The sequence below is a fragment of the Psychromonas aquatilis genome (assembly GCF_038155185.1).
Lineage (GTDB): Bacteria > Pseudomonadota > Gammaproteobacteria > Enterobacterales > Psychromonadaceae > Psychromonas > Psychromonas aquatilis.
On sequence record NZ_JBAKAZ010000263.1, the window covers coordinates 1 to 231 of the forward strand.

The following is a 231-nucleotide window of genomic DNA, read 5'->3' on the forward strand; positions in this document are numbered from 1 at the left end:
AGTAATAAATGCTTTGTCATAAATGATGCATTATTTAATAACTTCAGCCATACCAGCTGCAAACTCAAGATCAGGTAAAGTTTTTAATCATTCAATATCAATCACAACAGCTTGAGGTTGATAAAAAGCACCGATCATTTTTTTACCAAGTGGGTGGTTAACTGCTGTTTTACCACCAACTGAATAGTCTACTTGAGAAAGAAAAGTGGTCGGTATTTGCACGAATGGAAT

The 231-nt window shown here is 34.6% G+C and carries 1 pseudogene; it reads right to left on the reverse strand.

The annotated features are described in order from the left end of the window. Nucleotides 1–90: 90 nt before the first annotated feature. Nucleotides 91–231: pseudogene (locus tag V6256_RS15515) on the reverse strand (3-dehydroquinate synthase); the annotation flags it as partial.